19 protein-coding genes are annotated in these 23,581 nt (G+C 38.7%); 2 read left to right on the forward strand and 17 right to left on the reverse strand.

What is annotated here, in order from left to right:
• Positions 1 to 9 precede the first annotated feature (9 nt).
• The 4 genes from recG to BR73_RS0119125 form a co-directional block, all read right to left on the reverse strand.
• A complete protein-coding gene (recG, locus tag BR73_RS0119110; RefSeq protein ID WP_033166843.1) occupies positions 10 to 2,052 on the reverse strand; it encodes an ATP-dependent DNA helicase RecG in 2,043 nt (680 codons plus the stop codon).
• Between the two features lie 269 nt (positions 2,053 to 2,321).
• Positions 2,322 to 2,621: a hypothetical protein gene (locus BR73_RS0119115; RefSeq protein WP_033166844.1), complete on the reverse strand. Its 300-nt coding sequence runs from the start codon at positions 2,619 to 2,621 to the stop codon at positions 2,322 to 2,324.
• A 520-nt stretch (positions 2,622 to 3,141) separates the two neighbouring features.
• Positions 3,142 to 4,842 (reverse strand): DAK2 domain-containing protein, encoded by a 1,701-nt coding sequence (locus tag BR73_RS0119120; RefSeq protein WP_033166845.1) that lies wholly within the window; start codon positions 4,840 to 4,842, stop codon positions 3,142 to 3,144.
• Between the two features lie 31 nt (positions 4,843 to 4,873).
• Complete coding sequence (locus tag BR73_RS0119125; protein WP_033166846.1) at positions 4,874 to 5,230, reverse strand: Asp23/Gls24 family envelope stress response protein; 357 nt, start codon at positions 5,228 to 5,230, stop codon at positions 4,874 to 4,876.
• A gap of 360 nt (positions 5,231 to 5,590) precedes the next feature.
• Here BR73_RS0119125 and BR73_RS29175 point away from each other — a divergent pair, with 360 nt between their 5' ends.
• A complete protein-coding gene (locus BR73_RS29175; protein ID WP_197032683.1) occupies positions 5,591 to 5,728 on the forward strand; it encodes a hypothetical protein in 138 nt (45 codons plus the stop codon).
• A gap of 143 nt (positions 5,729 to 5,871) precedes the next feature.
• Here the strand turns inward: BR73_RS29175 and rpmB are convergent, their stop codons facing one another.
• The 9 genes from rpmB to BR73_RS0119175 form a co-directional block, all read right to left on the reverse strand.
• Complete coding sequence (rpmB, locus tag BR73_RS0119130; RefSeq protein WP_033166847.1) at positions 5,872 to 6,057, reverse strand: 50S ribosomal protein L28; 186 nt, start codon at positions 6,055 to 6,057, stop codon at positions 5,872 to 5,874.
• Positions 6,058 to 6,162: 105 nt separating this feature from the next.
• Positions 6,163 to 6,567, reverse strand: a complete 405-nt coding sequence (locus BR73_RS0119135) for a GerW family sporulation protein (protein ID WP_033166848.1) — start codon at positions 6,565 to 6,567, stop codon at positions 6,163 to 6,165.
• Positions 6,567 to 7,934 (reverse strand): DUF2953 domain-containing protein, encoded by a 1,368-nt coding sequence (locus BR73_RS0119140; protein ID WP_033166849.1) that lies wholly within the window; start codon positions 7,932 to 7,934, stop codon positions 6,567 to 6,569. The genes BR73_RS0119135 and BR73_RS0119140 overlap by 1 nt, the downstream gene beginning before the upstream one ends.
• Before the next feature lie 30 nt (positions 7,935 to 7,964).
• Positions 7,965 to 8,273: a hypothetical protein gene (locus BR73_RS0119145; RefSeq protein WP_033166850.1), complete on the reverse strand. Its 309-nt coding sequence runs from the start codon at positions 8,271 to 8,273 to the stop codon at positions 7,965 to 7,967.
• 98 nt (positions 8,274 to 8,371) lie between these two features.
• Positions 8,372 to 9,823 carry a hypothetical protein gene (locus BR73_RS0119150; RefSeq protein WP_033166851.1) on the reverse strand — a complete coding sequence of 484 codons (1,452 nt, stop codon included), beginning with the start codon at positions 9,821 to 9,823 and terminating at the stop codon, positions 8,372 to 8,374.
• Positions 9,824 to 9,957: 134 nt separating this feature from the next.
• Positions 9,958 to 10,758 (reverse strand): alpha/beta hydrolase family protein, encoded by an 801-nt coding sequence (locus BR73_RS0119155; RefSeq protein ID WP_033166852.1) that lies wholly within the window; start codon positions 10,756 to 10,758, stop codon positions 9,958 to 9,960.
• Between the two features lie 92 nt (positions 10,759 to 10,850).
• A complete protein-coding gene (locus BR73_RS0119160; RefSeq protein ID WP_033166853.1) occupies positions 10,851 to 11,729 on the reverse strand; it encodes a rhomboid family intramembrane serine protease in 879 nt (292 codons plus the stop codon).
• A gap of 24 nt (positions 11,730 to 11,753) precedes the next feature.
• Entirely contained in the window at positions 11,754 to 12,689 is a 936-nt protein-coding gene (locus BR73_RS0119165) for a magnesium transporter CorA family protein (RefSeq protein WP_033166854.1), read from the reverse strand.
• Between the two features lie 648 nt (positions 12,690 to 13,337).
• On the reverse strand, positions 13,338 to 13,679 hold the full coding sequence (locus tag BR73_RS0119175; protein ID WP_033166856.1) for a LysM peptidoglycan-binding domain-containing protein: 342 nt from the start codon (positions 13,677 to 13,679) through the stop codon (positions 13,338 to 13,340).
• A gap of 299 nt (positions 13,680 to 13,978) precedes the next feature.
• Here BR73_RS0119175 and BR73_RS0119180 point away from each other — a divergent pair, with 299 nt between their 5' ends.
• On the forward strand, positions 13,979 to 18,298 hold the full coding sequence (locus BR73_RS0119180; RefSeq protein ID WP_081848719.1) for a 2-hydroxyacyl-CoA dehydratase: 4,320 nt from the start codon (positions 13,979 to 13,981) through the stop codon (positions 18,296 to 18,298).
• 320 nt (positions 18,299 to 18,618) lie between these two features.
• Here the strand turns inward: BR73_RS0119180 and BR73_RS0119185 are convergent, their stop codons facing one another.
• From BR73_RS0119185 to BR73_RS0119200, 4 genes are all read right to left on the reverse strand, one after another.
• Complete coding sequence (locus tag BR73_RS0119185; protein ID WP_033166857.1) at positions 18,619 to 19,593, reverse strand: NAD(P)-dependent oxidoreductase; 975 nt, start codon at positions 19,591 to 19,593, stop codon at positions 18,619 to 18,621.
• Between the two features lie 76 nt (positions 19,594 to 19,669).
• The gene (gene hisC / locus BR73_RS0119190) at positions 19,670 to 20,734 is read right to left on the reverse strand and encodes a histidinol-phosphate transaminase (RefSeq protein ID WP_033166858.1); all 1,065 of its coding nucleotides are present in this window, start codon (positions 20,732 to 20,734) and stop codon (positions 19,670 to 19,672) included.
• Positions 20,735 to 20,747: 13 nt separating this feature from the next.
• A complete protein-coding gene (locus BR73_RS0119195) occupies positions 20,748 to 21,584 on the reverse strand; it encodes an arginine deiminase family protein (RefSeq protein WP_033166859.1) in 837 nt (278 codons plus the stop codon).
• Positions 21,585 to 21,671: 87 nt separating this feature from the next.
• Complete coding sequence (locus BR73_RS0119200; RefSeq protein WP_033166860.1) at positions 21,672 to 23,306, reverse strand: M20/M25/M40 family metallo-hydrolase; 1,635 nt, start codon at positions 23,304 to 23,306, stop codon at positions 21,672 to 21,674.
• Positions 23,307 to 23,581: the final 275 nt, after the last annotated feature.

Here is a 23,581-nt window from a genome sequence, read left to right on the forward strand (position 1 = left end):
GAGGCAAAATTATAAGGTTCCGCCTTTAAATGTCTCCAGCTTTACCTTTAGTTCAAGAGCATCTGTAAGTATGGTTTCCAGTTCTTCTTTTGTCAGCTGTTTTGCAGCTTCATTGGCTTCCATTAACACTTTGGCATCCTGATAGATATCGCCTAATTTAAATTCCATCTCACCGCTTTGCCTGATACCAAACATATCACCAGGGCCACGAAGTTTAAGATCCTCACCGGCTATATAGAAGCCGTCATTGGATTGGTTTAATATCTCAAGCCTTTTTCTGATATCCTTTCCCGCTCTGCCACATACCAGGATACAATAAGATTGGGCATTACCGCGTCCTACTCTTCCTCTTAACTGATGAAGCTGGGCCAAACCGAAACGTTCTGCATTCTCAACCATCATAACCGTAGCATTGGGAACATTTACTCCTACCTCTACTACAGTAGTTGATACCAGCACCTGTATCTCGCCTTTTGTAAAACGCTCCATTATATCATTTTTCTCCTGGGGTTTCATTTTCCCATGAAGATAATCTATATTTGCAAAAGCAATGGCTTCTCTTAGCTTCTCCGTATACTCAATAACATTTTCGGCCTCAATTGCCTCACTTTCCTCCACCATAGGACAGATTACATAAGCCTGATGACCTTCCTTTATCTGATTGCCTATAAGACGGTAAGCAGTACTTCTGTACCCTGTATCAACCACACAATTTTTAATAGGGTTTCTGCCTGCCGGCAGCTCGTCCACCAAGGAAATGTCCAGGTCTCCATAAAGAATAATCGCAAGGGTTCTTGGAATAGGCGTTGCACTCATAACCAGTACGTGAGGATGGTTTCCTTTATCCGATAATGTTTCTCTTTGCCTCACACCAAATCGGTGCTGTTCATCGGTTACCACCAGTGCCAAATTCCTGTATTCCGCCTTTTCCTGTATCAAAGCATGGGTTCCTATTATTATCTGGGCTTCACCGCTTTTGATACTCTCATAAACACCCCTCTTCGTGGCTGCAGTCATGGAGCCGGTTAAGAGAACTGTATTGACCCCATAGTTCCTAAAGGACTCACAGATACTTTCAAAATGCTGTTTCGCAAGAACTTCTGTTGGGACCATAAGGCAGCCCTGGTAACCGTTCAGTGCAGTTAACAGAAGGGACAGAGCCGCAAGAATAGTCTTACCGGAGCCTACATCTCCCTGCACCAGGCGATTCATGGAATGCTTGGATTCCAGATCTTTCTGTATCTCTCCCCACACTCTGTTCTGAGCATTTGTAAGCTTATAGGGGAGCTTATTAAGATAATCTGTAACTCCCTCCCGTTCCGTTAAAACATAATTATTATCCCATCCTGTCTTACTTTCCTTTACATGGGCTAAAGCCAAAGTAAATTGAAAGAATTCGTCAAAAATAAGCCTTCTTCTGGCTTCACCAAGAAGCTCCCTGTCTTTGGGAAAATGCACTTCCATTAATGCATTCTTACCATTCATCAGTTTATATTCTTTTATAATCCTTTTCGGCAGATACTCTCCGGTATCCTCTACGGCAGAAAGAGCATACTTAATAGATTTCGTCAGGAGATTATTGGTGATTCCATCTGTTAAGGGATACACAGGCTGTAAAATATTCATTTTCGTCCGGTACTCATCTCTTGTATAGATCTCAGGCTGCTCAATAACAAGAACACCATTTTTTCTTATGACCTTTCCTCTGAATATGTAATGGTAGCCGGATCTGAGGCGGTTCTTAAGAAAGGGCATATTAAACCAGCTGATGTTGATGGTACCGCTGGCATCCTTTACCCTCACGCCAATTATTTTCAAGTTTCTCACCTGCTTCACCAGCGGTGTAGTGATTACAGACGCCTCAATGGCAGCTTTCTCCCCTTCTTCCAGGGATTCAATAGGTTTTGGCGGCTCGTAAGCATCATAATCTCTGGGATAATGCCTTATGAGATCGGCCACAGTAAAAACAGCTAATTTTGCCAGACCCTGTTCTGTCTTTTCACCAATCCCTTTCACAGAGGAAACAGAATCATTAAGTTTAAGATTATTCATAAAACTCCCATCTGTGTGCTAAAGCACACATTTAAATCAGGATGTGAATTATGCTTTTCAAGAATTCACTTACTCCCGTCCGTGTGCTTTAGCACACATTTAAATCAGGATGTGAATTATGCTTTTCAAGAATTCACTTACTCCCGTCCGTGTGCTTTAGCACACATTTAAATCAGGATGTGAATTATGCTTTTCAAGAATTCACTTACTCCCGTCCGTGTGCTTTAGCACACATTTAAATCAGGATGTGAATTATGCTTTTCAAGAATTCACTTACTCCCGTCTTCTTTCGATTTTATATCTATCTCAAATACTTCCTTTGCATTAGACTTATAATCTTTTCTAAGCCAGAAATACAAAACCCAATTAAGCGTTAATAAAGGCAGGGTGATTCCTATTGCTATTCCAATTTTAATCAGTTCCTTATCATTCTTATTGAGTACAATCAAGAAAAAATTCACATAAGGCCCAAGCAATATAAGGCTCTGTAATATAAAAATAAACAATTTTGGTTTAAACCTTTTTTCTATATCTTTTAAAGCTCTCTCTTTCGTTGGTTTTTCCCTCATATACTATTACATAACCCTTTTCATGCTCTATCATCATCATCATTATTATAGGTTAATATAAACAGACGTAATCATGGAATTATAACCAAAAAAATCGAGCATTAAAAGCCTTGTTTCCATCCAATTTCAGGCGAATTGTTCAATACAAAAAGAAACGAATGTGCCTATGGAAAGGCATTAGAAGTCCTTTTCTCTGGATATTTTATGCTATATTATAAAACAGATTGTCTGAGTACACATAGTGTACTCATGCGTAGCGAGTTATCTGTTTTGTAATATGTCAAGCATAAAATATCCAGAGAATTAGGACTTCTTATGCCTTGGAATCGAAACATGAGTTCTTTTTGTATTGTACAATTTGCCGTCCCCTTTGTAAAAAACTATCCATCTTATGCTCACATCATAATGTGTAAAAAAGGTTCCTGCAGCCAGTAAGTCTAAGCCTGACAGGCTGGCCTTACAAAAGCTTCAAGAACCTTATTATAATATATTATGAACCAGAGGATGAAGCTTACATCTCTTATTCTACTGACAGTACATAGTAATAAATAGGCTGACCACCAAAATGAACTTCTACATCAGCTTGCGGGAAGGCTTCTCGTATACGCTCTGCTAAAGCTTCAGCAGTCTCCTCCGTTATTTCTTCACCATAATAGAGGCTAATCAATTCAGAATCATCATCTGTCAGGCCGCTTACCAGTCCAAAGGTAGTTTCTTCAATATCAGTGCCCACGGCAAGAATCGTCTTCTCATCAAGACCCATGATATTCCCCTGCTTGATTTCTTTTCCGTCCAGATTCGTATCCCTTACCGCATAAGTTACCTGTCCACTCTTTACTTTCTGCATTTCTGCAGTCATACGGGTTTCATTTTCCTCTGCTGTCTTATCATGGACATAATTTATTATTGCTGTAATACCCTGAGGCACTGTTTTTGTAGGAATAACAATAATATTCTTATCCTGAGTAAGCTCTTTTGCCTGCTGTGCTGCCAGGATAATGTTGCTGTTATTGGGAAGGATAAAGATATTCTTAGCATTAACAGCTTCAATTGCATTTAGCATATCTTCAGTACTGGGATTCATTGTCTGTCCGCCGGCTATAATATAGTCAACTCCCAGACCTTTAAAGATTTCATTGATTCCTTCTCCGATGGAAACTGAGATAAAACCAACTTCCTTGGCAGGCTGTTCCTTCACCTGTTCTTTTACTTTCTTTTCCTCAGCCTGCTTCTTAGCAAGATTTTCGGCATCTTTTATCAGTCTTTCATGGTGTTCTTCCCTCATGTTATCGATCTTCATTCGGGAAAGTGACCCAAAGGTTAACGCTTTCTGAATGGCAAGTCCAGGATCATTGGTATGTACATGAACCTTGACAATCTCATCATCTGATACAACTACCAGGGAATCACCAATAGACTCAAGATATGATTTAAATTCCAAGTCGGTTTTCTCATTATATTCTTTTTCAAGCATTATAATAAATTCAGTACAGTAACCGAATTTAATATTGGCAGTATCAATATTTTCTCTGTTAACAGGTGTTTCTGAGCCGCTGGCAGCATTTCCATGCTCACTGCCTGGAGCCTGGTCAAAATCTATCTCCTTACCAAGAAGCGCATCATATGCACCCTTTATTATTTCAAGGAGTCCCTGGCCGCCGGAGTCTACTACTCCTGCTTCTTTTAATACAGGCAGCAGATCAGGTGTATGTGCAAGTACTTCTTCCATATGTTTTATGATCTCACTGCAAAAATATTCAATATCATCAGTTTCTGCCGCAAGAGCTGCAGCTTTCTCAGCACCGCCTCTGGCTACTGTAAGAATAGTTCCTTCCTTAGGCTTCATAACTGCCTTATATGCAGTCTCAACCGCTTTAGAAGCAGCTGTTGCCAGCGTCTGTGTGTTAAGCTCCTGGTAATCTTTGATTTCCTTGCAAAAACCTCTGCATAACTGAGACAGGATAACGCCTGAATTACCTCTGGCACCTCTTAGGGATCCGCTTGAAATAGCTTTGGACAGACCTTCCATTGTAGGGTTCTCCATTTGGCTTACATCACGTGCCGCAGACATAATGGTCAATGTCATGTTGGTACCAGTATCACCATCCGGTACAGGAAATACATTCAGTTCGTTGATATATTCTTTCTTTGCTTCAATGCTTTTTGCTCCCGATAAAAACATCTTCCGGAGCATATTGGCATCTATATTATTAATAACCACAAATTTATTCCTCCTTAACAGTAATTCTCCGCTAGTCTATGACTCTTACGCCTTCGACAAAAATATTTATTTTAATAACTTCCATACCGGTAAATTCTTCTACCTTGTATTTAACATTACTGATTAAGTTCTCAGCTACAGCCGAAATACTTACTCCATAAGATACAATGATATGCAAATCAATAATTATTTTATTATCTTCCAGCAAAATGTTTACACCATGCTTCAAACTTTCCCGCATCAGAAGTTTTACAAGTCCATCCTTCATGTTGACAGATGCCATGCCTACTACACCAAAACACTCAACTGCTGATGAACCCGCATACTTAGCAAGCACATCGTTATCTATTGATACTTCACCGATTTTTGTATTCATATGTCCCTTCATTGGAATCCTCCATTCTATTAATTTTAACCATGGCAAATACTCACAAAGCAAAAGCCAATGGTAAGCTATCTATTCACTCTTCCATTCCTTTCTATTATAACCTTTTTTTAAGTAAAATGGAATACTAATTTTATTCATAAGGCTCTATGTACGCTATTTTTTATATAATGCTCTTTTGCACCAAAAGCCCTCCGAAAGCTCAATCAAAATTCACTTTGTTATTATTAGTTATATTATGCCATAATTTTTTCTAATTATAATATAAAGAAAAAATTATATGCATATATTGGCTAATATAAGCTATAAATTACTATTCACAGTACTTTTCCGTACTTCTTATTTGTTAAATGAGGTTAGCCTATGAAGAGAATGATTGGTTTTATCCTTTTCTGGATAGCTGTAGGTATGACTATTATGTTGTTTATCACAAATGGTGTCATAGCCGTATGCATTATTATCCTGCTTCTTATACTTGGATACAATTTATTTGCCTGTTAAAGAAACGTCAGGTATTAATAAATTCATCTGATATAGACAGAAAATAAGCCTGCTGTTACCAGCAGGCTTATTTTCTTATGCATTTGATACAAAGTGATAAAAATCGGGACCAACGGTTGTCCGGAGGTCCTAATTAATAAGTACTATGCACGTTCCACTTTACCAGATCTCAGACATGAAGTACACACATAAGTTTTCTTTGCTGCACCGTTAACCAGAATCTTAACAGACTTAACATTAGCCTTCCACATCTTATTTGATCTTCTATGAGAATGACTCACAGCATTTCCAAAGTGAGCACTTTTTTCACAAATTGCACATTTAGCCATTAAAAGCACCTCCCTAGGTATATTCTAAGTCTTCAGGCAACGCCTGATGGACCTGCAAACAAAAACTATTTTAACAGATGAAAAGCTATAATGCAAGCAGAATTTTTACTCATTTAAATTTGATTGCTTTTTTAATGCTTCATTTACCTTATCTGTTACATCTTCCACGGGTTTTTCTTTTTTGAACTTATTGAGAACATCCGGTACTAAATCAAGAATTTTGGTTACGCTGTCCTGATTCTTGACATTGACAAGTCTTGTGGAACCGTTTTGGATTACCAATACCGCACTGGGAGTAATCTTACCACCCATACCACCGCCGGCATTGCTTTTGCCGGAATCTTTTGAAAAAGCACCTGCACCTACTCCGAAGCTAACATCTACCAGAGGCAGGATAATCGTGCCGTCGTCAAATTTTACCGCATCACCTACTACGGTCTTCGTTGTTATGAAACTATCCATTCCTTTAAATAGAGATTCAACTGTGTTATTAAAATTGTTATCTGCCATTAAAATTCCTCCTTCAATGTTTGAAAGTTTTTGATCAGTGTTTTGATATTACGATTACGTATAACCTTTATGCCTATTATCAGCAGAATCAAAGACTGTATTCTTCCTCTGCAGTAAAAGTCTCCTTTTATTACTTCATTTTCAAAGTCCGGAATAATCTTTACGGAGTTACCGTATATTCCCATAAATGCAGCTGCTACTCCAAGTATCTGTCCGGTGGAACTTGGGTCTCCTGTACCAAATTCTATATTGGCTATGACCTTTCTGGGTTTGATATGCCTTAATATTCCCTTTAAATTGTTGTATCCATATTTTAATCCAAGCTTATTATTCTCATCCTGGAAGAAAACTTTCACCAGACTGTATTTATCATATAATTGTTTGAATTTATCAGTTATATTATCCGTTTTAAGTTTTATACCGGTAAAAAAGTCTTTGATTTTGATAAATATACTTTTTAACTTATGGAAGAACCTTTTGAAAGCGTTGAAAATCCCTTTTTCTTTCATTTGCTCCCGGGAGTCTTCGATACCGTTTTGCTTTTCTTTTAGTACTGTTTCATTTTGCTCTATACCTATTTGCTGTATATCTATTTTCTTAATATCTTTTTGTCTTGTATCTGTTTGTTTTATATCTAATTGTTTTATCTCTTTATTCTCTATATCTTTTAGCTTTTTTTCATTTTCCTGTATTTCAATTTCAAATATTTTATCTGAATCAGTCTTCAGCCCCTGTTCTTCCTCAGCTGCTGCCTGGTCCATCGGATTATTCTTACTTAACTGGATTGTTTCTGAACTAAGGTTAGTATCTTCCTCCTCAACCGATCCGGTAACCGCCTCGGCTTCAGCGCGGGATATTCTTGTCAATTCGGCTCTGGTAGCTTTATCCGATATATTCCTTGACGCATTATCAGCCATCAAGGATGGCTCGGGCTTCTTTAAGCTGTTGTCATCATTCACTTTTTCATCCTGGGAATGAACTTCTTCTTTTATAGTACGAGTTCTCCTTTTAAAGGAAAAACGCACCTTCTTATCTTTCTCCGGTATGTCTTCTTTCTTACGATTGCTGTCATATATTATTCTTCCAAAAATCCTTAATCTCATTCGCAAATTGATTTCTGCTTCTTCAGTATTTACCAAACTGTCCGTTAATGCAAAGTCTTTTGTATTATATTCAGCTGAAAACGAGATTATCCTTAACAGCCAGGAAACTCTTGCTGCGGCTTTCAGCTGATCATGGTACTCTGCTTTTAATTTATATCGGATAGGTACAAGCAAAACAATCAGGATCAGAGCAATCAGTAAGCCTAAAAGGGAGGCAAGAATTATACCTATTATTTTTAACACCAGTAAAACAATGTGGAGCATATATTCTCGGTTCCTCCTATAATAAAGCTGTTATTGGAAATATTCCCTTACCTTAAAATCTCCGGTATTACGGTATATTTCTTCAATCATGTCCGTTACCAATTCCTTTGCCTCGCTTGCTGAACCGGCCAGGCCGATAACCACACATTCTTTCTTTTGGTAGTAAGGAAAGCTTAGTTCATTGGCATTTATGATATCCAACAGATTATCTCTGTTGGAGGCATGGGTTATCAGATAAACAGCAAAGGTAATCTTGCCGTTTTCCAACGACCTCATAACCTTTTCCTTTCGTGAATGGATACTATCACCAAGATAAAGCTTGTCCGCCCATTTAATCATATATATAACCATGCCTTTCTACTTATGATTCCTGGTTTTTTCTGGAATAATCCCTCTAACGTGTACATTATACCACAGTTATATTGGAAAAATACAGTTTAATTCTCAAAAAATGACTGTATAATACGTATACAGGCTGTTTTCTCAGCCTTATCCTGGCACTGATCCAGGCTGTTTTCGATAAATTCCTTAATCTCTGCCTGATTCTTAAAAAACACCGGAAGTTTAGAAAGAGTATTTGCCATAACAGCCCTAACAACTGAACGTTCACTTCCCGCAAATAAATCACCAAGCTCTTTTAAGACCTCTTCCTGGGTTTTGCTTATAAGCGCATCATCCACTTTATCCTTGCTCTCTGCTTTATTAAGGTCTATAAACAGACTGCTGGAGAGCAGCTTCTCAGACAGCAGTAAACAGGAAAATACTCTGCCCAACATCATACTTTCCAGAAGTTCTCCGTACCTGCTGTTAATTTCCGGAAGATAAGCCTCTAACTGACTTACCTCATCTATTAATATTTCTTGTTTCCCTTCCGTATAAGAGAGCTTCTCCTCCAGTTCTTCGCTCAATGCTGTTAATTTCTCTTCCAGGAACTTGGTATTAATCCCATCTATAATATACCTTAATTTATCTCTGTCCTGGGGCAGAATGAGGTATTTCATCTCACCTTTTAAATTCTCAAGCTTATATCCGCCTTCCATATAAATATAGGGTGAGGACAATAACATAACATACAGATTATTGATACACTCCTGAAGACCAAAGTAATAATCTACTCTTTTGTTGATATATTCTGCTGATTCTTCCAGTAATTTCGTCAGTTCCTCATAACGTTCTTTCGTAATATCCTTGTAATTCTCATCAATAAATTCTTTTCTCAAATTCATGAGATAAGGATATTCCTTCATTTCCTCTGTATTGTACAGCATGGAACAGGTTCTTATCATATACAGAAAGCTCTCCAGAGAACTTATATCACCATCTTTATAAACCGAAATACTGTTCTTTAAAAGTTCAAAGTATTTTTGCCTGGTCATTCTGATAGGAAGCTGCCCAAGGACTTCTTTGATTTTACTATTAACTATAACATTATCCTGGGTATCAAATATATAAGAAATGGCTTTACTTGAGAAATCTTCATCTGAAATATCATCAGTTATCTCCTTAAAGCGGTATTCGATTCGGTTCAGTACATATTCAAATACCTGAAAGATGTCAGTATAAGCAGTCAGCACCTGCATCTTCTTAATGCAGCTGTTTCTGAGGCTGTTCAGCTTCTCAATTCCTTCCTCGGTCTTAAGACCAGCTTCACCTTTTAAGTAATATTCCTTTAACAGATTGTTAAACTCTTTTAACAATCCTTCTTCTTCCCATCCCTCCGGATAACTTTCAGCGTAATATTCATAAAATGTATAGTAATGTATGGTGAATTTCACTTCTGCATACTGATTGTAAATATTAATAAGTTGATTTGTAAATACAGGCAGATTTCTGTCAAGCTCTTTTCCTCTCTCAATATCTTTGCATACTGCCCTTAAATGCTTATTCATTCTCGCTATTTCCTCCTGGTTCTTTCATAAAGCTTTTTGCCTTTCTACATTATACCAATTATTCCGTAATTAAACCAGTCCTCTGCAAATAAATTAGAGGAAAGGGGCTTTAACTGCTTAAGCCCCCGGATGGTTTATTGATTATTTCGTCTGTTCTCCATAAGCCATTTCAAAACATTCTGGATGTTTTCATCCCAGTATTTCCATTGGTGATCTCCAGGTCCTTCTTCATACCTTAAATCATATCCCAATTTCGTAAGATGAGCTTTCATTTTCACATTATGGTCATAAAGAAAATCCTCCGTCCCACACCACATGTAGAGCTTTGGCAGGGGTTTACCGGATTCCTTTAGTCTGACTGCTTCAGCAAACAGGTCATTGGTGCTGTTTTCAATCTGGTCTATGGGACCAAAGATTCCCTGCCAGAAATGCTTTTCTTCTTCTGTTTCTAATTTATTGCATAGCTGCACAACGTCCAATCCACCGGATAAGGAGGCAGCATAACCAAAGCTCTCAGAAGCAGACAAACCAAGCTTTAAGGCTCCGTAGCCGCCCATTGACAATCCTGCCGCATAATTATCTTCTCTTTTCTCCGACAGATTATTAAAAAACGAACGGCAAATTTCAGGTAATTCTTTTGATATGTATGTCTGGTACCTGTTTCCCCAGGCCATATTCGTATACCAGCCCAGATGAGTGGTGGGCATTACAACTGCAATCCCCAATTCACTAACATAACGTTCAATGGAAGTCCTTCTCTGCCATATTGTATGATCATCACTCATACCATGAAGAAGATACAAGGTAGGTATTTTCCCCCCGCTCTTTCTTCCTTCCATCCCAATCTGCCCCTTTGTCTGCTGAGGCAGGATTACATCCATCTGCATACACATCCCTAAAACATCCGAAAAGAAATCAACATGTAATAACGCCATATTTCCTCCTAAATATAAATTTATGATTATAAAAACAGACAGATAATTAGTCATTAACTTCTATCTGTCTGTGCGAATCGTATTTATGGTATTTAGTTGCTATCGCCATCCGGCTTTTTAACATGTTCATGTGTAAACAGATGATCCATACAGTATTCGTAATTGCCATCACACTTGGAGCAGAAACGGAACTCAAGATTCTCATCATCTAATTCTGTTCTTCCACAGACAGCGCATTTATGCCTGGTGATTTTCTTTCTTCCATTAAAGTCGACTACATTGTTGCCCTGCTGTCCGCTTCTCACCTGACTCTTAAAATTACGTTTTCTCTTGACTTCTCCCGGAGAAAACCTTCTGTAATTCCTGCTTGTCATAAAGAAGAAGATAAAATTACCCAGTGCTAGCAGAATAGCAAGACACATAAAATAATTACCGGCCGAAAAATACTGTATCAGACTTATTGCAATAAATACTGCATCAAGATATGCAATGTATTTTATTTTTATTGGTATTATAAAAAACAATAATATCTGAACATCGGGAAACAACACTGCAAAAGCCAGGAACATAGCGTAATTGATGTACTGCATTCCAAGAAACTCACTGTTACCGGTCACAAGGAATATAACAACAACCGCCAAAACATTCAATAACATTCCACTTAAATAGTACAGATTAAATCGGAATGCTCCCCAGGCTCTTTCCAGGGTTGAACCAATCCAGTAGTAAAAATAAATACCAATAACAGCATACAGAAGATTATTAAACTGCGGCTGTATCAGGAAAGTAACAATACGCCATACTTCTCCGTGAAGTATCTTCTCAATATCCAACATCAGATACTGCATATAAAAATAAGGGTTGATCTGATTAATAACAAATCCGGTACCATATAATATGGATATATACAGCATCAGATTATGAATAGCATATCTCCCATATTTACGCTCCAGTTTATTCAGCAAATTCATCCATTCACATCCTTTGATTTTTATCTAGAATAAATCCTTCTTACGAAATACCATTGCTATAATAAAAGTTACCAACAAGGTAAATACAATAATCAGAATAAATCCAAAACCCGAATTCTCACCGGGTATTCCGCCTACATTCATACCAAAAAAGCTGGCGATCATCGTAGGAATTGACATAACAATTGTTACAGTTGCAAGGAATTTCATTACAATATTCAGATTATTTGATATGACAGAAGCAAAAGCATCCATGGTTCCGCTTAAGATTCCGCTGTATATGTTCGCCATCTCAATAGCCTGTTTATTCTCAATAATAACATCTTCTAACAGTTCCGTATCCTCAGGATACTGTTTGATCGTGTCAATCTTTAACATCTTCTCAAGAACAACCTCATTGGATCTCAGGGAAGTTGTGAAATATACAAGACTCTTTTCCAATTCGAGAAGATCTATCAATTCACTGTTCTTAGTGGAAATATGCAGCTTATGTTCAATTTGTTCACTTTTTCTATCTATGATTCTTAAGTACTGTAAGAATACGGAAGCATTCTTGTACAAAATCTGCAGAATAAATCTTGTTTTCTTAAAGGTGTAGAAATCCCTTACCCTGCCATCCATAAAACCTTTTAATACTTTTGTCTCTTCCAGGCAGACGGTAACTATTAAATCTTTCGCAACAATAATAGCAAGAGGTATGGTTACATACCTGTCCTTATTATTTCTTTCTTCCATTGTGGGGATGTCTACAAGGATTAGTGTATAATCATCCTCCACTTCAATTCTTGAACGTTCCTCTTCATCCAGAGGGGCTCTCAAATGATCGATGTCAATATGACAGGTTTCTGATATTTCAAGTAATTCTGTTGCTGATGGGTCTGTCATAACCACCCAGCAGCCTGGTTCGGTAGCGTCAAGATAGCGTGTGCCGTCTTCAAATGTCTTCAAAATTTCAATCATGATACACTCCTTCTACTGCACGGCAAAGCAGAAGAAGTTTAAGAACTGCTAAACTGCCCCGTACAGTGCGTTATTTGGTTTTAATCGTCGATACTCACAACTGGGTCCCGCTTCCATACGGTGTTTACGTCCTTTCTTATTGTTTCGATACCAAAAGCATCTTTGTATAGTTGTTATCTGGTGTCCACTACATTATATGTTTTCTCATATTTAATGTCAAATAAAAAACTTGAAAAGAAAGATGAAAATTCTTAAAATTTCATGAACCACAGTGCGGAGGAAGTCGAACGACAATTGCTACAGGAGTCAGTAGTGCCTTACATAAGTTTTGATAAAATTAATGCACTGTTATTTATCAAAACTTATACAAAGCAGTACTGGTAATATGATTGGTAATTTTTCAGAAAATTATCAAAATTTTTTCCTCAAAGTAAAAAAGGGCTGCTGCATCTTAAACAATATTGCAATAAGAAGCATCCTGACTTTCCTCCATACACCGGCTGAAAGACACCTTACCTATTTTGTGTGCTATAATCGTACAAAATTGTTAACACACAAGATCGGCAACATGTCTTTCAAGCAGTGAATTACAGGAAAGTCACGAACTTCTTACCGCCATACATTTATTTTGCAACGGCCCTATAATAGTTAAACGTCATGACTGGGTATCTTAAGAGTGCTTCCCGGCTGCAGCATTATCTGATTCAGATTATTATTTCTTGTTATATCCTGCAAATCGACACCGAATTTATCCATTATTATCTGTAAGGAATCTCCGTCTTCAACAACATACTCAAATACGGTATCATCACTGAATCCTTCAATTACAGGTATACAAATTTCATCTCCCACCTGGAGATTATATATATCAACAAAAGGATTCAGTCTTAAGATAAGAGGCAGCGGAACATTATATTCTCTAGTGATACTATAAAGGGTATCCCCTTGACCAATTACATAATTCATGCAACTGTATTCTCTGAAATTCATAATCCTTCCTTCCACACCAATCTCAGTAATCATTATTACTTAAGGAGTGGTTTCTTAACGTTTCGTTTCCTTATATTATATTAAAAAACTATGGGAGTTGTTACGGTAAATCCACACTTGTTTTGTTATTATTTAGTATTCATTACCATTATTAGTAATTAGGATAAATTCGGGTGTTGAACTTCACATTTTTGTGTCGTATAATATAGCTTATCGGAATTACGCTATATGAGGTTGTAATCATTTTTCATTCCTCTCATATATTATAGTGTTACAATTCTTGTAAGGAGGTAAACCGTTTGAGCGATTACAAAAAACCATACACTTTAGGAATCGATATAGGCTCCACTACCGTAAAAGTGGCGGTATTAAATACAGAAAATAAGATCCTGTTTTCTGAGTATGCAAGGCATTACGCAAATATTCAGGACGTTTTGGCTAAGCTGCTAAGGAATGCAACTGAACAGCTTGGCGACATGAAAGTAGCACCAGTGATAACCGGTTCCGGTGGTCTCACCATATCGAAACATCTTGGAATTCCATTTGTTCAAGAGGTTGTTGCCGTATCTACTTCCCTGCAGGATTTCGCTCCCCAAACAGATGTTGCAATAGAACTCGGCGGTGAAGACGCCAAAATTATATATTTTACAGGTGGTATCGAGCAGCGAATGAATGGTATCTGCGCAGGCGGTACCGGCTCTTTTATTGACCAGATGGCTACCCTATTGAACACGGATGCTTCCGGACTCAATGAGTACGCGAAAGAATATAAATCTATTTATCCAATTGCCGCAAGATGCGGAGTTTTTGCAAAGTCTGATATTCAGCCCTTAATTAACGACGGAGCAACCAAGCCGGATTTATCCGCTTCTATCTTTCAGGCAGTTGTTAACCAGACAATCAGTGGTCTTGCCTGCGGAAAACCCATCAGAGGTAATGTTGCCTTCCTGGGTGGCCCTCTCCACTTCTTAACAGAACTAAAGAATGCTTTTATCCGAACCCTGGATCTTTCAGAGGAAAACATAATAGCACCTGAGCACTCCCATCTTTTTGCGGCAACCGGCGCAGCCATGAACAGCAAATACGAAACAATTGAGGCCTTAAGCAATCTTATCGGGAAATTATCTAAGGGTATTACCATGGATTTTGAAGTAAACCGTATGGCCCCTCTCTTTGTAGATGAAGCTGCCTATGATGAATTCAAAGAACGTCATTCCAGACAAGCCGTTAAGAAAGGCGACTTAAGTACTTACCAGGGTAATTGCTTTTTAGGAATTGATGCCGGCTCTACTACCACAAAGGTTGCATTAGTCGGAGACGACGGCTCTCTTCTTTATTCCTTTTACAGCAACAACAACGGAAGTCCCTTAAAAACTGCGATAAAGTCCATAAAGGAGATTTATTCCCTTCTGCCGGAAGGTGCCAATATTATACGTTCCTGTTCAACGGGTTATGGTGAAGCCCTCATTAAGTCAGCACTTATGCTGGATGAAGGAGAAGTAGAAACCGTTGCCCACTATCACGCTGCTGCTTTCTTTGACCCTAAGGTTGACTGTATCATGGACATCGGCGGTCAGGATATGAAATGTATTAAGATAAAGAATAACACTGTTGACAGTATCATGCTAAACGAAGCTTGTTCCTCCGGTTGTGGTTCCTTTATTGAAACCTTTGCCAAATCCTTAAATTATGAAGTAGCTGATTTTGCAAAAGTAGCCCTTTTTGCCAAGAATCCGGTTGATTTAGGTTCCAGATGTACGGTATTTATGAATTCCAAGGTAAAGCAGGCACAGAAGGAAGGCGCGCAGGTAGCTGATATTTCCTCCGGTCTTGCCTATTCCGTAATTAAGAATGCTATTTTTAAGGTTATTAAAATTACTGATCCTAAGGATTTAGGAGAGCATGTAGTAGTCCAGGGCGGTACTTTCTATAATGAAGCAGTTCTAAGAAGCTTCGAGCTTTTAACCGGCTGTGAACCGGTAAGACCTGATATCTCCGGAATTATGGGGGCCTTTGGTGCAGCTCTTATTGCAAGAGAACATTATGAAGGGCAGGAGACAACACTCCTCACCCTGGACCAGATCAATGATTTAAAAATAGAATCCTCCATGACCCGATGCCGTGCCTGTACCAACAACTGCCAGCTGACCATCAACCGTTTTACCGGAGGAAGACAGTTTATCAGTGGTAACCGCTGCGAGAAGGGACTTGGTAAGGTTAAGAATAAAGATAACATCCCGAATTTATTTGAATATAAGTTAAAGACCCTTTTCTCCTACGAACCCCTTCCCCTTGAGAAAGCTCCAAGAGGTGTTGTAGGTATACCAAGAGTCTTAAATATGTATGAAAATTATCCCTTCTGGTATACATTATTTACCGAGTTAGGTTACCGTGTAATCCTCTCTCCCGAATCTACCAGAAAGATTTATGAAATGGGTATTGAATCCATCCCCAGCGAATCAGAATGCTATCCCGCCAAACTGGCTCACGGTCACATTATGTGGCTCATCAAACAGGGTGTGGATTTTATCTTCTATCCAAGTGTTCCTTATGAACGCTGTGAGGTGCCAGGTGCCAATAATCATTATAACTGCCCCATTGTTGCCTCCTACAGTGAAAACATCAAGAACAATGTAGAAGAATTGAAGGCTGGAAATATCCGCTACGAGAATCCTTTCATGTCCTTTGAGAATGAAGAAATCTTAAAGAAGCGTCTGCTTAAGGTTATGAAAGAAATCGCAGGTGCAACGGATAAGGAAATAAAGGCTGCAGTTACCAAAGCCTGGGCTGAGCTTGAGGCCAAAAGGGAAGATATTAAGAGAAAAGGCGAAGAGACAATCGCTTATCTCGTTGAAAACGGTAAAAAAGGTATTGTCCTGGCCGGACGCCCTTACCACATTGATCCGGAAATCAATCATGGTATTCCTGAGTTAATTAATTCCTATGGTGTAGCAGTATTAACAGAGGATTCTATTTCCCACTTAGGTAAAGTTGACAGACCTCTGGTTGCAGTAGATCAGTGGATGTACCATTCAAGGCTTTATGCTGCTGCCTCCTATGCGAAAACCATGCCGAATCTGGAGCTTATACAGCTGAATTCCTTTGGCTGTGGCCTGGATGCTGTTACTACAGATATGGTTAATGATATTCTAACCAAATCCGGCAAGGTTTATACCGTTTTAAAGATTGATGAAGTAAATAATTTAGGTGCTGCCAGAATCAGAGTCCGCTCTCTTCTCTCTGCTGTAAATGACAGGGACAGAAAGAAGACCTCCTGTGAGGTTCCTATTGTCTCCGATGCCTTTAACAGAGTTGTATTTACAGAAGAAATGCGTAAGGATTATACCCTGCTCTGCCCTCAGATGTCACCTATCCATTTTGACATCTTACAGAGTGCCCTAAAGGCAGGTGGTTACAATGTAGAGATACTTCCCAATGATAACCGTACTGCCGTTGATGTGGGATTAAAATATGTTAATAACGATGCCTGCTATCCTTCCCTGATGGTGGTAGGGCAGATAATGGATGCACTCCTCTCCGGTAAGTATGATGTGAACAAAGTAGGCGTCATGATTACCCAGACCGGCGGCGGCTGCCGGGCAACCAATTATATCAACTTTATCAGAAGAGCTCTAGAAAAAGCAGGTATGTCTCAAATTCCGGTAATCTCTTTAAGTGTATCCGGACTTGAGAAAAATCCCGGTATGAAGTATACTCCCAAACTGCTTATGAGTGCGGTGCAGGCTTTGGTTTACGGAGATGTATTCCTTAGAGTCTTATACCGCACAAGGCCTTACGAAGCGGTACCCGGTTCTGCTAACGCACTGCATGAGAAATGGAACGAAAGATGTAAGATATCAGTTGCCAATGGAAAATGGGGAGAATTTAAAAAGAACATTCGTGGTATCATCGAAGATTTCGATAATCTGCCTCTGAACGATATCCGTAAACCAAGAGTTGGTATCGTTGGAGAAATCCTCGTTAAGTTCTTACCTGCTGCCAATAACTATCTGGTGGATTTACTGGAAGCAGAAGGAGCAGAAGCTGTGGTTCCGGATTTAATCGATTTCTTTATGTACTCCTTCCACAATTCCAGCTTTAAGGCAGAATACCTGGGCTTTAAGAAATCCTCCGCTACCATAAGCAATATTCTTATTCAGGCGGTTGAACTCTGCCGTAAGGAAGCTAAGATATGCCTCGAAAAGAGCAAGCGCTTTACACCTCCGGTTCCTATCAAAACACTGGCAGATTATGCTTCTCCCATTGTTTCTGTTGGTAATCAGACCGGTGAAGGCTGGTTCTTAACAGGTGAAATGGTAGAACTGATTCACTCCGGCGTAAACAACATTGTATGTACACAACCCTTTGCCTGCCTGCCCAATCACATTGTTGGAAAAGGTGTAATCAAAGAGTTGAGACAAAGATATCCGGAATCCAACATTGTTGCCGTTGATTATGATCCCGGAGCCAGTGAAGTAAATCAGCTTAACCGAATTAAATTAATGCTCTCAACAGCAGTTAAAAACCTGGAGAAAACTACGGTTCATCAGGCGGAAGTTCAGAGTAATCACAAACAGATCCCAGTATCTGCAAAGACCAGTCTTGATACAGGAATGTAATTTAAGACGTTGTTAAATAAATAAAAACTGCCGGTATAATATCAGTAGAACATTTACTGATTCTTATACCGGCAACTTTTATTTTAAAGAGGTAAAAACGATAATAAACCTTCTTTTCATAGTCATATAATTATTACAATTTAAATCTATCTCTTAGTCTCTCCTTTCAGTATCTCCTCTCAGTTTTACTCCAGGCTTTACATTTTCTATCTTGGCTTTTGATCTCTATATTTTTATTTAGAATGTATTTGTTAGTATATGTTTCAGTTTAAAACTCTTTGAAATTTATCTTTATGCAAATAAAAGACTTCCTACCCAAATTATACTACTCTTCCTTTTATGGCTGAATAATTTCCCTTTAGATAGTTTATCAAATTCATGCAGCTAATATTTTTAAGTGCCATAATAGAAGTCCCTGAATAAAAAGCACTGTGCGGCGTAATGATTATATTCTCCCTGTATAACAGCGGATTATACTCAAGTACAGGTGGTTCATCCTTTAGTACATCAAGGCCTGCACCACTTATATACCCTATATCCAAAGCCTTCGTCAGAGCTTCCTCATCAACGGTCTCTCCTCTTCCTAAATTCAAGAAGATAGGCTGCTGTTTCAGCTCCTTGAAATAATTCAGATTAAAATAGTTTTTATTTTCAATAGCAGGCGCCATATGATTACTTATTATATGAGCATGTTCTTTTATATAAGTTTCCTCTGCCAGAAGAACCCCATGTGCTTTCGCGGTTTCTGCTGTTATATATGGATCCTTTACCAAGACCTTAACGCCAAAGGCCAAGGCTCTCTGAGCCACTGCTTTGCCTATTTTCCCAAATCCGTAAATGGCCAGAACACTGTCCGCAAGTCTTAATCCTCCCGGAACAGTTCCATAATTCCATATCTTTCTCTCCTCGATATCCCTTTCATAATGTTTTAGATTTCTAATAAGCGCCAAAAGCAGTGCCATGGTATGGTCTGCTACCTCCTGGGTACAGTAGTCTGCTGCCGTACAAACAGCAATTCCACGCCTTTTAGCTTCAACAATATCAATATTATTATAGCCGGAGGCCATTATACAAATAACTTTAAGCTTAACAGCTTTTCTGAGAACTTCAGCGTCAACAGGCAGAAATGCTGTTAAGAGTGCCTCTGCTTTCTCAATCTTTTCAAGAAATTCCTTCTTATTGGCATAAGGATAGAGCTCCACATTACAATCCGGCAGGTTCTCCCGTATCATATTTATATCTGACTGCTCCAACAGGCTCAGCTCTTCTTTGCTGTCACAAATGAGTATATTCATTTCCATCCTCCTGACTGTATCTATGGTTGATTTCTTTCTTGTAATCTGCATCAATGCAAGTTAGCAGATGTTTTTCTTAATAACCTGCTAAGATTTTCTCCGTGGCTCTTATTACTTCATCCATTTCCGCTTTGGTCCCTACCGTAATTCTAAGAAAGTCTTTTATTCTTTCACTATTGAAATATCTGGTAAGAATACCTTCTTCCTTCAACTTTACATAATAATCCGAAGCATGGATTTTATCATGCTTTACAAACAGAAAATTTGTATGGGTTTTCATCACATAGAAGCCTCTTGCCCGAAGGCTTTCTGCTGTTTCTTCTCTTATACGAATGGTCTCTTCTATACAGTTCTTATAATATCCGGTGTCAAGAATTGCCGCTGTTCCCGCTGCTAATGTCAGAGCATTTAGATTATAAGGGTTAAAGGTAAATTTAATCTTGTTCATATCTTCAATAATTTCCTTTGAGGCTACTGCAAAACCAAGTCTTAATCCGGCAAGATTCCTGGATTTTGAGAAGGTCTGAATAACAATAAGATTATGAAAATCTTTTATGAGCTCTATACAGGATTCATTTCCATAATCCACATAAGCTTCATCAACAATCACAAGACGTTCTTTCTTAGCAGAAATTATCTCTCTTAAATCGCTTCTTGAAAGCCGGTATCCCGTTGGCGCGTTGGGATTTGCAATAATTATATGTCTGTCCGTGTTGATATAATCCTTGATATCTATGGTAAAATCCTCTCTTAAGGGTATCTCAAGGGCATCAAGACCAAAGGTCTTAGAATAAGTGTGGTAGAAATAATAAGTGATATCCGGAAAACAGATTTTACTGGATTTACCGAAAAAGCTTAAAAAACAGAAGCTAAGTACTTCATCGGAGCCATTACTCACAAATACCTGATCAGCTTCCACACCATATACCCCTGCAATAGCCTCTCTTAACTTTGTGCAATAAGGGTCTGAGTATAAGCCCATGCCAAGGATTTCTTCTGAATTTACTGCTTCTAATACCTTTGGTGATGGCGGCATTGACGTTTCATTGGCATTTAACTTTATATATTTACGGTCAGCAGGCTGCTCTCCGGGAACATATGCTTCCATCTCTTTGTATCTGCCGTCAAAAAAATTACTCATAACAATTCCTCCTTTAAATTCTGCTTAAAGGAAAGGTCATACAGTGAGGTCCTCCTCCTGCCTTCAGAATTTCAGTAATATCAAGCTCAATTACCGTCATACCTTTGGCAGCCAATGCCTCATTCACCTTACCATTCTGCTTTAATGAGAATACCTTTTTATCCCCCAGACTTTGCAGATTGCATCCATGGGTAAAGATGGACTCCTCTGAGACTTCAATAATATTTATTGACAGCTCTTTAAGCTTATTTATAAACTCCTCCGGCAGCACCGAAGTACAGGCAACCGCAAAATTCTCATCAACAAGGTTAAAACACATATCCAAATGCAGATACTTCTCTTTTAAAGGCACAGTAAGGATACGGTATCCATATTCCCTGAGCTTTTCACTGATTTCTGAAGCACCTTTCCTATCCGTTCTGGCAGCCATCCCCAAGGCAAGCAGATCTTCTCTCAGAAATGCAAAATCTCCTCCTTCAAAGTATCCCTCCTTCACCTCGGCAATTAATGGTACTCCCAATTCCTCCATTTTCTGTTTATAACTTTCACGCTCCTGATAACGAATAGGTTCCTTGAATCTCCCAAGGATATATCCTTCTCTGACACAACCACCGAAATCTCTTGAAAACACCGCATTAGGTCTGCTTTCCTCGGCTTTTAGCAATTCAACCTCAATTCCATTTTCTCTATAGGCTTTGATAAACTGTTGATGTTCTTCCTCCATCAGATCTCTATCAAGCCGGCTCTTCTCCCACTTCTTTGCAATCTCATTAATTGGTGCAGGTTTTAAATAGGTGGGTCTTGATAAAAGAACCTTTTTCAGTAACCCTGTTCCGTTCTTAACAAACATAACTGCCTCCTTTTTTTACGGGAACTGATTCCCTGCCTCTGTATGATTTCTTTTTTTGGATTTTCTGCCTGCTAAAAAGCAATGCCATCACATCAGATAATACTTAATAGTCTCCAGTATCAGTTGAGGCAGAACTCGAAAGGAATAGGGCATGAATACTCTTTCCGTCCACTTATGAGCATCCTTTCCGTAACACCCAAAATTAACACAGGGGATATTCAGCTCCCTTATGGCTTCTACCGGAAGTGGATACAATTGTTCGAACTGGGGGAAATTGTGAATGAGATGTTCAACCGATTCCTGAGAATCATCTGATTTTAAATAACTGCTGTCTGAGAGACTTGGAAAAAATTTCAGCAGTTTATAATCCTCCTTATATTCTGCTCCAATTCTTTTTGCAATTTCTCCAATTTCCTGAACCAGCCTTTCTTCTGCTCCCTCTTCTTTCAGAAGATTATGCGGGCAGTAAGGCGCTGCAAAAAATAGGACCATAGCTGGATTTTTCTTTTTGGCAATCGTCATTAGCTCCCTGGTAAGGCGAAGAGGGATATCCCGTTTATCCGTCCCCTCCAAAAGTTCTGAATCAGTAATTATTCTCAGATATTCCTCCAGGTCTCCCGGGAATTCCATTCGTGCCAGTTCGTAAAGTTCCTGATACTCCAATACCTCCCAGTCATAAGCTATCTCTTTATACGCCATTCCGGATAGCATACAATACTTCTTATATTCCAGGTTATATTTGCTGACTAATTCCGCAAGTACCCTTCCGGCAGCACCTTTTAGTTTTTTGATGATTTCTTCCACTGTACTGTTATGAACAAAATAATTAAAGTACACAAAAGCACCATCTGCTGTTTGAACATTATACCAGGTCTTAAGATCTTTTATTTTTAAAACAGAAGGCGGTAAGGTATATTCACCGTCATATCCGTCGCAATACTCTGTATTCAGATTTATTTCATTTACCAGCATGGAGGCTGCCATGGAAGCGTCAAACCCTTCGAAGCATTGCCCTACATGTGTTTCCTTGCCCTGTATATAGAAACAGGGAAGAAGTTTACCGACTGTACCGGTATAGATATATCTTCTTCTGTCTCCCGGAAACAAAGGACAGATAAAATCATTGTTGACAGCCAGTTTATATTCAAAGCCTTCCTTTTCCTTCAAATCCTTTAACACCTTAAGGGCTTCGATAATACCTGTATGGAGATTCTCCTCCACAGGATTCAGAGATAATAAAATATTCCCTTTTAACTTTTCAGGATGCTCACTTAGTTTCTTTAAGAGTACAAGAAATACCGCATCACCGCTTTTCATGTCACAGGCTCCCCTGCCAAACATATAATCTCCCGAGTGCAGATCCTTCAATACTTCTTCTGGCAGCTCCATTTCTGTAAGCTTCTCTGCCAGTTTCACGGTATCAAAGGCATAATCTTTAAGCCCCTTGTAATCCTCTATGCCAACTGTATCTATATGCCCATGCAGAAGTACCGTATCCTTAGATTCTGTTTTCTCACCTTTAATGTAAGCAAAGACATTCAATCGGTCATAATAATCCTTCTCTAATTCCTGTAGTATGATATAATCCGGATGTTTCTGAAAATATGGGATTTCGCTCAGATAATCTTTGATATACAGTGCAATTTCTCTTTCACCAACAGTAGTATTGATGCTTGGTATAGCTACCAGCTTTTTTGTTAACTCCCTGATTTCATCGAACATGAATTCCCTCCCTGATTTTTTCTCTAACAGCCACTCAGAAATAGTCTACTCCACAGAACAAGTTTTGGTGAACAAAAAAAGGATGCTTATATATTAAGCATCCTCGCTATTTTATAAATCTATATAAGATGGCTTCTTCCCGGCCTTCCATAAACGAAATACTATCTGAAATAGGATTTATCCTTTTACAAAGATTAAGCCCTTCCTCCAACCTATATATGGTGTTTATATAATTTCTGATATAGGTATTATATAATTACGAACCGGTCACCGCC

The organism is Clostridium sp. KNHs205 (assembly GCF_000702945.1).
Classification (GTDB): domain Bacteria; phylum Bacillota; class Clostridia; order Lachnospirales; family Lachnospiraceae; genus Anaerocolumna.

Coding starts and splice junctions, on each gene's coding strand:
- recG (WP_033166843.1), bottom strand. CDS start 2,052: ATGAATAATCTTAAACTTAATGATTCTGTTTCCTCTGTGAAAGGGATT.
- BR73_RS0119115 (WP_033166844.1), bottom strand. CDS start 2,621: ATGAGGGAAAAACCAACGAAAGAGAGAGCTTTAAAAGATATAGAAAAA.
- BR73_RS0119125 (WP_033166846.1), bottom strand. CDS start 5,230: ATGAAGGGACATATGAATACAAAAATCGGTGAAGTATCAATAGATAAC.
- BR73_RS29175 (WP_197032683.1), top strand. CDS start 5,591: ATGAAGAGAATGATTGGTTTTATCCTTTTCTGGATAGCTGTAGGTATG.
- rpmB (WP_033166847.1), bottom strand. CDS start 6,057: ATGGCTAAATGTGCAATTTGTGAAAAAAGTGCTCACTTTGGAAATGCT.
- BR73_RS0119135 (WP_033166848.1), bottom strand. CDS start 6,567: ATGGCAGATAACAATTTTAATAACACAGTTGAATCTCTATTTAAAGGA.
- BR73_RS0119140 (WP_033166849.1), bottom strand. CDS start 7,934: ATGCTCCACATTGTTTTACTGGTGTTAAAAATAATAGGTATAATTCTT.
- BR73_RS0119145 (WP_033166850.1), bottom strand. CDS start 8,273: ATGATTAAATGGGCGGACAAGCTTTATCTTGGTGATAGTATCCATTCA.
- BR73_RS0119150 (WP_033166851.1), bottom strand. CDS start 9,823: ATGAATAAGCATTTAAGGGCAGTATGCAAAGATATTGAGAGAGGAAAA.
- BR73_RS0119155 (WP_033166852.1), bottom strand. CDS start 10,758: ATGGCGTTATTACATGTTGATTTCTTTTCGGATGTTTTAGGGATGTGT.
- BR73_RS0119160 (WP_033166853.1), bottom strand. CDS start 11,729: ATGAATTTGCTGAATAAACTGGAGCGTAAATATGGGAGATATGCTATT.
- BR73_RS0119165 (WP_033166854.1), bottom strand. CDS start 12,689: ATGATTGAAATTTTGAAGACATTTGAAGACGGCACACGCTATCTTGAC.
- BR73_RS0119175 (WP_033166856.1), bottom strand. CDS start 13,679: ATGAATTTCAGAGAATACAGTTGCATGAATTATGTAATTGGTCAAGGG.
- BR73_RS0119185 (WP_033166857.1), bottom strand. CDS start 19,593: ATGAATATACTCATTTGTGACAGCAAAGAAGAGCTGAGCCTGTTGGAG.
- hisC (WP_033166858.1), bottom strand. CDS start 20,734: ATGAGTAATTTTTTTGACGGCAGATACAAAGAGATGGAAGCATATGTT.
- BR73_RS0119195 (WP_033166859.1), bottom strand. CDS start 21,584: ATGTTTGTTAAGAACGGAACAGGGTTACTGAAAAAGGTTCTTTTATCA.
- BR73_RS0119200 (WP_033166860.1), bottom strand. CDS start 23,306: ATGTTCGATGAAATCAGGGAGTTAACAAAAAAGCTGGTAGCTATACCA.